The organism is uncultured Agrococcus sp., from assembly GCF_945915485.1.
GTDB lineage: Bacteria > Actinomycetota > Actinomycetes > Actinomycetales > Microbacteriaceae > Agrococcus.
Window position 1 is genome coordinate 1 of the sequence record NZ_CAMEFJ010000100.1, and the last position, 8,017, is coordinate 8,017.

7 protein-coding genes and 1 pseudogene are annotated in these 8,017 nt (G+C 64.1%); 3 read left to right on the forward strand and 5 right to left on the reverse strand.

Annotated features, from left to right (window positions below; all coding sequences use genetic code 11):
• Together Q0O95_RS12205 and Q0O95_RS12210 are read right to left on the reverse strand one after the other, a co-directional pair.
• Positions 1-146: pseudogene (locus Q0O95_RS12205) on the reverse strand (NADP-dependent oxidoreductase); the annotation flags it as partial.
• Positions 143-976: an NAD(P)H-binding protein gene (locus tag Q0O95_RS12210; RefSeq protein ID WP_293699076.1), complete on the reverse strand. Its 834-nt coding sequence runs from the start codon at positions 974-976 to the stop codon at positions 143-145. The pseudogene Q0O95_RS12205 and the gene Q0O95_RS12210, both read right to left, overlap by 4 nt.
• 80 nt (positions 977-1,056) lie before the next feature.
• Between Q0O95_RS12210 and Q0O95_RS12215 the strand changes: the two genes are divergently transcribed.
• Entirely contained in the window at positions 1,057-2,013 is a 957-nt protein-coding gene (locus tag Q0O95_RS12215; RefSeq protein ID WP_293699079.1) for an AraC family transcriptional regulator, read from the forward strand.
• Here the strand turns inward: Q0O95_RS12215 and Q0O95_RS12220 are convergent.
• Positions 2,003-3,757: a bifunctional 3'-5' exonuclease/DNA polymerase gene (locus Q0O95_RS12220; protein ID WP_293699082.1), complete on the reverse strand. Its 1,755-nt coding sequence runs from the start codon at positions 3,755-3,757 to the stop codon at positions 2,003-2,005. The two genes, Q0O95_RS12215 and Q0O95_RS12220, sit on opposite strands and share 11 nt — an antisense overlap.
• A 169-nt stretch (positions 3,758-3,926) precedes the next feature.
• Here Q0O95_RS12220 and Q0O95_RS12225 point away from each other — a divergent pair, with 169 nt between their 5' ends.
• Positions 3,927-5,234 carry an acyltransferase gene (locus Q0O95_RS12225; protein WP_293699085.1) on the forward strand — a complete coding sequence of 436 codons (1,308 nt, stop codon included), beginning with the start codon at positions 3,927-3,929 and terminating at the stop codon, positions 5,232-5,234.
• On the opposite strand, the gene Q0O95_RS12230 is transcribed toward Q0O95_RS12225, so the two are convergent.
• Entirely contained in the window at positions 5,231-5,710 is a 480-nt protein-coding gene (locus tag Q0O95_RS12230; RefSeq protein ID WP_293699088.1) for a hypothetical protein, read from the reverse strand. The two genes, Q0O95_RS12225 and Q0O95_RS12230, sit on opposite strands and share 4 nt — an antisense overlap.
• Before the next feature lie 113 nt (positions 5,711-5,823).
• The gene (locus Q0O95_RS12235; protein WP_293699091.1) at positions 5,824-6,741 is read right to left on the reverse strand and encodes an MBL fold metallo-hydrolase; all 918 of its coding nucleotides are present in this window, start codon (positions 6,739-6,741) and stop codon (positions 5,824-5,826) included.
• Positions 6,742-6,812: 71 nt separating this feature from the next.
• Here Q0O95_RS12235 and Q0O95_RS12240 point away from each other — a divergent pair.
• On the forward strand, positions 6,813-8,017 hold a 1,205-nt coding region (locus Q0O95_RS12240), incomplete at its 3' end, for a DUF418 domain-containing protein (protein ID WP_293699094.1).

Below are 8,017 nucleotides of genomic sequence, written 5' to 3' on the forward strand. Positions count from 1 at the left end.
TAGGGGTCCACGGACATCCAGGTGTTTTCGATGAGGACCTGGCCGGGTTCGAGTTCCGGCAGCTCGGCGCTGACGAGTTCGAAGTTCTCAGCGCGGGGGAGACCGTCGGGTCGGGACTGCAGGCGAATCTCTCGGGTCGTGCTCATCGTCCCCACACTCCTGCGTTCGTGGCTTCGTCAACGTATTCCGAGAAGTCTCGTGGTTCGCGCCCGAGTGCCCGCTGGACTCCGTCGGAGAGGTAGGCATCCTGGCCGCTGCGGATGCGCTCGCTCAGCGTTACGACCGAGTCGCCGACCTCGGGAGGGTAGTGCCGATGCAAGTACTCGCGATACGTATCGGCATCCAAGGCTCGGGTCCGAATCGTGCGACCCGTCGCGCTAGCGATGGCCGCCACAGCCTCCTCGACGGAGATCGCGCGTGCGCCGGTCAGCGCGTAGTGCTGCCCGGCGTGACGCTCATCCGTAAGGGCGGCGCTCGCGACGGCCGCGATGTCCCGGACGTCCACGAAGGGGTGGCGTCCCTCGCCGGTTCCGTGCACGAGTTCGCCGTCGTCGACCCCCTTCGCGAAGAAGGGCTCTTCGCTGAAATTCTGCGCGAACCATACGGGTCGCAGGATTGTCCAGGCCAGCCCGGAGTCGCGCACGATGTCTTCTCGTTCCAGTGATTCGGTAAGGCCGAGGTCGGTCCACTCGCGAGCCGAGAGCAATACGAGACGTCGGACTCCGGCGTTCGCAGCCAGGCCGGTGAACGTGGCGAGCCGTTCGTTTCCGCCCGGTGCTTCGTGGGGCAGGATGTAGATGCCGTCGGCATCGCGCACAACGGCGTTCCAAGTCGTTTGGTCGTCCCAGTCGAAGCGATGGGGCCCGCGCCGGGAAGCTGCTCTGACCCGGTGCCCCTCGTTGCGCAGCTGCGCGGCGACTCGTCTTCCTGTTTTGCCGGTTGCCCCAAGGACACTGATGCTGTGTTCTGTCGTCATGACTCAATATCAACAGCGATGCGCAAGACGTTCAATTGTTGAAAGTCTTGATTTCATACGCAATCGTCTAGAATTGGCGCATGGACGCATTGACCAACATGCTCAGCCACATCCGCTCCGCAGGTGCGCTGCTGGGGAAGAGTCTGATGAGCCCGCCATGGTCGGTCCGCTTCACGGATGGCGCATCCATGACGCTCGTGACGATGTTGCGTGGCGAGGGGTGGGTGCTTCCCGACGGCGCACCGCCGGTTCGGTTGCGCCACAGGGATGTCGCCATCGTGCAGGGCCCGGGACCCTTCAGTCTCATCAGCGAACTCGATTCGAAGGCCGAACCCCTCTATGTGCGCACTGAGGACGGCATCTGCACCGATGGAACGGGGCTCGTGCTTACTGACGAGATCTGTTTGGACGTGCGCACTTGTGGAACACGTCTGGACGCGCAGCACGCGATGCTGACCGGCTCGTTTACGATGACCGGCCGGATTGCCGAGCGTCTACTGGGCAGCTTTCCGCGCGTCCTCGTAGTTCCGCGTCATCAGCAGCGATCGGCGATCCTGGAGCTCCTCGAAGCCGAACTCGTTCGTGACGAATCCGGTCAGCAGGCCGTACTCGACCGATTCCTCGAGCTCGTACTGATCGGCACTCTGCGTGATTGGCTCGCCCTGCCGGGATCGGCGGTGCCGGGGTGGCATCGCGCCACGGCCGATCCTGTTGTCGGTATCGCTCTTGCTGCCATCCATGAGGAGCCGGCTCGGCCGTGGACCGTTGAGAGTCTGGCGCGGAAGGCGCAGGTGTCCAGGGCCACGTTCGCCCGTCAGTTCACCGAGACGATCGGCGAACCACCGATCGCCTATCTCACCGGGTGGCGGCTGTGTCTTGCGGCCGACCTGCTGGAGCGCAGCGAGGATACGGTCGAGTCCATCGCCCGTCAGGTCGGGTACTCGAGCGCCTACGCCCTGAGCACTGCCTTCACCCGTCAATTCGACATCCGCCCCAGTCGGCATCGCGCTATGGTCGCGAGCAGCCCTACTCCTTAACCGCACGCTCCGCGATCTGCACGTCGAGCGGGAAATCGACGGGGGCATCCCCGAACAGGAGCCGCCCCGCTGCCACCGCTGACGCTCGCACCGCCTCCGCGGCCTCTGCAGCCTGTTCGGCAGGAGCATGCACGATGACCTCGTCGTGCAGGAAGAACACGAGGTGCGGGTGGCGTTCGAACGCGGGGCCGGATGCCCGAGCGCGCTGCGCATCCCGTACGGGATCCATGCGTGCCAGTCGGAGTCGCAGATCCGCGATCCAGGCGAGTGCCCATTCGGCGGCCGTTCCCTGCACGACGAAGTTGCGCGTGAAACGGCCATGGCTGCGCGCCGAACTGCGAGCGCGGCGTTCTTCCGCGGTGTTCGCAGCGGGCTGGCTTGCACGAGCCTGCACTCGACGCCATTCGGGCCCGGGTGGCTGAGATGATCGACCCAGCCAGGTGGAGACGACGCCGCCCTGCTCCCCGGTGCCCGCCGCCCGATCGACGATTCCCATCGCGGCGGGGAAAATACGCCTCAGCTGCGGAACGAGGCGGCCGCTGTCGCCCGTCGTCGATCCGTAGAGTGCGCCGAGCACTGCGAGCTTCGCCTCCTGCCTGGTCTCGACGATGCCGCTTTCCACGATGCCCGAATAGAGATCTGTGCCACGCCCGGCCGCGGCCATCGCCGCATCGCCGGCCATCGCCGCCAGGACGCGGGGCTCCAGCTGCGCCACATCCGCTGAGACGAGCATCCAGCCGGAGTCGGCTCGCAGAGCGGGCCGAAGTGCGCGGGGGAGTTGCAGTGCGCCTCCGCCGCTGGATGCCCACCGACCGGTGACGACTCCGCCGGGCACGTACACGGGGTGGTACCTGCCGTCGTTCACCCATTCGTCGAGCCAGGCCCAGCCGTTGGCCGAGTAGAGTCTCGCCAGCCGCTTGTATTGCAGCAGCGGCTCGATCGCTGGGTGCTCTTGGTCTTCGAGCTCCCAGCGCGACGTCGATTCCACGCTGATACCCGCGCGTCGCAACGACCGCAGCAGTTTCGGTGGTGAGTCGAGGCTCGTGTCGTGCTCGCCCAGTGCTCGACGCACCTCTCGGGCGAGTTCCACCATCTTCACGGGTTTCTGACCGGGGGCGGGCCTTGGGCCGAGGGTCTCCGTGAGTATTCGACCGTGCTCCTCTTCGTCCCAGGGGACCCCGGCGGATCCCATTTCGACCGCTGCGAGAGCACCTGCTGACTCGGCCGCGAGCAGCAGCCGCAAGCGACCGGGGTCAGAGCTTGCGGCGATCGCGGTTCGTTGACGTTCGAACTCGCGCAGCGCCTCATCGATATCGTGCGGCACCTCGGCCGCGATCCGTTCTGTGTCGTCCTCGATCTCGAACAGCGCGGAGGAGTCGGGAGCTTTCGGTTCAGCGGCACCCGGTGCGGCATCCCAACGGATAGCCTCCAAGAGCGCCGTACGATCGGTCAGCAGTTCGGTGTGACGCAGGATCGCGTGGCACAGGCGCAGGTCGTGGCAGCGCTCGACGGTGACGCCGGCAGCCAAGAGTTGCGGATACCAGGAGGGCGCATCGCTCCATACCCACCTGGGTTGTACGGCCGACTCCTGCGTCGCGACGAACTCTTGCAGCGCATCCGCGTCGAGATCAATCCGGTCGACGGTTTCGCCGAGCGCGTTCAGCGTTACTGCGGTGACCCGCTTGTCTACGGTGTTGCCGAGTACGCACCAGCGAACCGCCGGGGGATCGGGACTCGCACTCACACGACCACGCTAGCCCGAACCCCTGACGAGCAGCACCGCGGTACGCCAGCTCCTGCAGGCTACGGCGCAGTTCCTCGCTGTCCATGCAGGAATCGTCTCATGTATCTCGATACAGTACCCACAAGGCCCTGCGTGCAGGTGCATCGGGCCCACTGGAAGGGCAGGTCCGATGTCAACGAAGCGTCAAAGCCGTGCCGAACAGCTGCATGCCGCGACACCGGATTCGCGAAATCGTGTCGTCGACTTCCTGCGCGCTGCCGCGATCACGGTCGTCGTGCTGGGGCACTGGACGATCGTTGCGATCGACGCGGACGGCGGTATTCAACCGCACGGTGTGCTCGACGCGGAACGTTGGACGCATCCGCTGACCTGGATCTTCCAGGTCATGCCGATCTTCTTCCTCGTGGGCGGCTACTCGAACGGACTCTCGTGGCGATCCGCACGACGTAAGCAGATCGGGTACGGGGAGTGGCTCCGGACGCGGATGCGCAGGCTCGGTATCCCGCTCATCCCGCTGCTGCTGGCGTGGTTCGTCATCTGCGCTGTGGGGCTCGCGCTGGGTGTTCCGAACGAAGTTCTCGAACTCGCGAGCCAGATGGCGCTCGTACCCACGTGGTTCCTCGCGGCGTACCTGCTCGTCATCATCGTGGCACCGGCATGCCTCAAGCTCTGGGAGCGCTTCGGATGGTGGTCGATCGTTACCGGTATTGCGCTCGCGGGCATCGTCGACGCGGTCAGTATCGGGCTCGACTCCACGCTTGCCGGCTATCCCAACTATCTGCTCGTGTGGGCGAGTTTCCACCAGTTCGGGTTCGCGTGGCTCGATGGCCGGCTCGCCGGAATAGGGCGTCGCCTACTGCTCATGGCAGCAGGGGCCGTGGGGCTCGCGCTGTTGGTCGGGTTGGGTCCGTACCCGGTATCGATGATCACGACGGCGGGGGAAACGATCAGCAACTCGAGCCCGACTCGCGTGACGATGGCGTTCCTCGGCATGGTGCAAGCGGGAGTCGTGCTCGCCCTAGAACGCCCGCTCGCTGCGCTGCTGCAGCGCCCGAGACTCTGGCTCGTGACCGTGCTCGTGAACCAGCGCATCATGACGTGGTTCCTGTGGCACCTGACGGTGTTCGTCGGGATCGCGCACCTCCTGATCGCCGTCGGCGGGTTGGGCCTGCTGCCGGCGCCGCTCACCGGTATCTGGTGGGCGACGCGCCCGCTGTGGTGTCTCGTTCTGTTGGCTGCGACAGGGCTCGTCGTGCTGGCCCTGGGACGTTTCGAAGAGGTACGCCCCGATACCCGTCCCGCTCCCAGTGTCTGGAGTCCGCTCGCCGCTGCCGTCTTCGTTGTCGCGGGGCTCGCGGTCATGGCGAACTTCGGCATCGTCGATGCCGACGGATTCAATTGGATATGGCCGCTACTGCCGATCGTCGGGCTGCTGCTGTTCGGTGTCGTCACACCCCCGAATCGGCGCAAACGCTAACCGAATTTCGCGTGCAGGGCGGTATCGATCGCAGCGTGGCAATCTTCGAAAGCCTGCGCATTGTCGAAGGAGTTCTTCGCGAGCCGGAGCGATTTCCTGTCATGCAGCACGAGGGTCAGCACCCGCCCGTGCACTTGATCGTTCTGCTCTACCAGGTTGTGAATCGATTCAAGCGGCACGGTTTCGATGCGCCGAGATGACGCGCTCGCGGGCAGCGTGATCTGGTCTGAGGTGATGATCACTTCGCGACGCCCTGCCATGACGAGCCGAATTCCGAAGATCGTGAGCCCGACGCCGGCGAGCAGGATGCCGACGAAGATGATGAGCGACACTTCTGGTGAGAAGACGGCGCCTCGTCGAGCTATGAGGCTGCCGGTCGCCAAGGAGTACACGGCAATGGCAATCATGGGGACGCCGAGAATAAATGAAAGTACGATGTTGACGCGCTTCGCGCGGTAGTTGAATCGCCGCTCCATGGGGCTTCATCCTCGTCTTTTGAGCGCACCAGCGTGCGCGCCACTGTGAACGAGATTTATTCTGCTGTATGCGCTGACGATTTGCCTAGTCCAGTACAGCGTGTCATGGTCGGTCAGCGCCGCAGGAGCCTGTGCAGACGCGCGCGTATGAGCATCCTGAACAGCGTTCGTCGCTGCATCCCACTCACGATGATGAAATCGTCGAGCGTGTGGAAACCGGGTCTGTTCTCGAACTTGCGAACGGCATCCCGCACGGCTCGCAACTGCGACAGCGTCATCTGAAGGGGAGGCTCGTTCGGCTGGTATTGGGCTCCCAGTGGATAGTCGCGACCCGGCTTTCGGGTCATCTCGATGTGGCATCCCATAACGTGCGTGACGGAGCGCTGCTCGGCGAAGGCGACGAGGCGACCCATGCTGTCGACGTAGGCGGGCATGTCGAAGCCGTACAGTCGCCCCGGATACACGGTGTCGCCGGTGAGCAGGATGCCCGTCCACGGATCGAAAATCGCGAGGGAAGTTGCGTGGTGGCCGGGGATGCCGATGAGCTCCAGTCTGCGTCCGCCGAGATCGAACGAGACTTCCTCGCTCGGCCAATCGGTGAAGCCGAAGAACGACTGCACTGCATCGAGGGCTTTGCCGACGACACGCGTGTTCGGACGGTCCTCGAACTGCACGTCACCCGCGACGTGATCGCCGTGTGCGTGCGAGTGCGCAACCACCAGTTCGTATTCTTCGCGCGGATGTTCGCTCAGCCACGATTCGATGAGCGTGTCGACGGTCGTGCGCAGGGGAAACCGCTCGGCGTCGTCCGTTGCTCCCGTGTCGAGCAGCAAGCAGCGGTCGTTGCCGAACAAGAGAAAGAGGAACGGTGCTTCGTGCGTGACCGTCAGGCTCTGTCTGAGGATGTACGTGTTGTCGTCGTAACGATGAACTTGCAGCAACGGGTCAGTCTCGGCTTGCTTGCGCGGTACGCCGTGAATCCAGTGCACGTCGAGGTCTCCGGTGACTGGCCCACCGTTGAAGTCGATCACTTGGGCAAAGTATCAAACTTGTCACCTGATTGGGGGATGTGCGCGCTGTCGACTATCGGCACGATCGAAGCATGTTGAAGAATACGTCTGCTCCTGAGGTGAAGCTGTCGGGCCCTACGGGTCTACGAACCGGGCGAGCGCCTGCCCCCGACCTGGCACGCGGATTCATGCTGCTGCTCATTGCGCTCGCGAATACACCGTTCTACCTGTTCGGGCGTGCGCACTCGGATGCGGGTATGCACCCTGTCGACGGAACAATCATCGACAAAGTGGTGCAAGCGTTCATGATCACAGCGGTCGATCTCCGCGTGTATACGATGTTCGCATTCCTCTTCGGTTACGGGCTCATGATGATGTATCGCAGGCAGCAGGAACGCGGAGTGCCGGAACGAGACAGCTTCAGGTTGCTGCAACGTCGCAACCTGTGGCTTCTGGCCTTCGGTGCTGTTCATGCCGTGCTGCTGTGGGGTGGGGATGTTCTTGCCGCGTACGGGCTCTGCGGTCTCCTGATCGTGTGGTTGTTCATTCGACGTTCGCAGCGGACCGTGCTCATCTGGGCTGCGATCGGGACGGGTCTTATGACGCTCCTCGCCGCACTCTTACTCTTCGGCGGCTGGGCGACCCTCGCCTCACCGGAACCTGTCGAAGTCGAGGCGGGCCTGCCAGGATTCATCTACGAAGCAGCTAGCAATCCTTCATGGCTGACGGCGGCCCTCGCACGATTGATGATGTGGCCCTTCATCGCGCTCGTCATGCAGGGCCCGATCGGCGTCCTGGTACCCGTCTCGATTCTGCTCGGGATGTGGGCCTCGCGTCGGCGCATTCTTGAGCGGCCGGAACAGAACAGGAGACTGCTCGTTGTTACCGCTGTGGCGGGAATCGCAATCGGATGGGCAGGAGGTCTGCCCCACGCCCTCACGCACGTCGGAGTGATCCAGAGTTTAGAGCCTGTGATCTGGATGTTCGCAGCCACTCAGTCCGCAACCGGATTGGCCTGCGGCCTCGGTTACGTCGCCCTCTTCGGGCTCATCGGTGACCGGATCGCCCAACGTGGCCAGGGCGCTGTTTCGACGGCGGTGTCGGCAGTCGGCAAGCGGTCACTCAGCTGCTACCTGGCTCAGTCGATACTGTGCGCACCCGTGCTCGCCGCTTGGGGTTTCGGGCTCGGAGCACATCTCGGCAGTGCGACGATGGCCCTGTATGCAACGGGTGTCTGGTTGGTGACGCTGCTCGGCGCCGTCTGGTTGGAACGGCGGGGTCGACAGGGGCCAGCGGA